The organism is Frankia sp. Mgl5 (assembly GCF_023242985.1).
Classification (GTDB): Bacteria; Actinomycetota; Actinomycetes; order Frankiales; family Frankiaceae; genus Parafrankia; species Parafrankia soli.
On record NZ_JALKFY010000060.1, the window covers coordinates 1 to 293 of the forward strand.

Genomic DNA, 293 nt, shown 5'->3' on the forward strand with positions numbered 1-293 from the left:
CATAGAGGCCCGCAAACGGAGGATTTGACCGCTGCATTCGCGGCAATTCTGTCTTGCGCAGGACGGGAAGACGGCACAAATCTTCCTCCGTCACGATCTCCTGCGGGTTTACTCGTTTTGATCAAACCAGTCCCGCCAGCCCGGCGCCGACCCGTACGCATGCCCAACAAGCTCGATGATGCGGCTACCGTTGATTACAACCACCGCTTTCTCCGTTTGTAATGCTTCACCTGCCGGAAGCTTTTTCGCTTCCCGTCACTCATGCCGAGGTAAAATTCCCGAACGTCCTCGTT

General features: G+C 56.0%; 1 pseudogene. It reads right to left on the reverse strand.

What is annotated here, in order from left to right:
* Positions 1–194: 194 nt before the first annotated feature.
* Positions 195–293: pseudogene (locus MXD62_RS40160) on the reverse strand (ABC transporter ATP-binding protein); the annotation flags it as partial.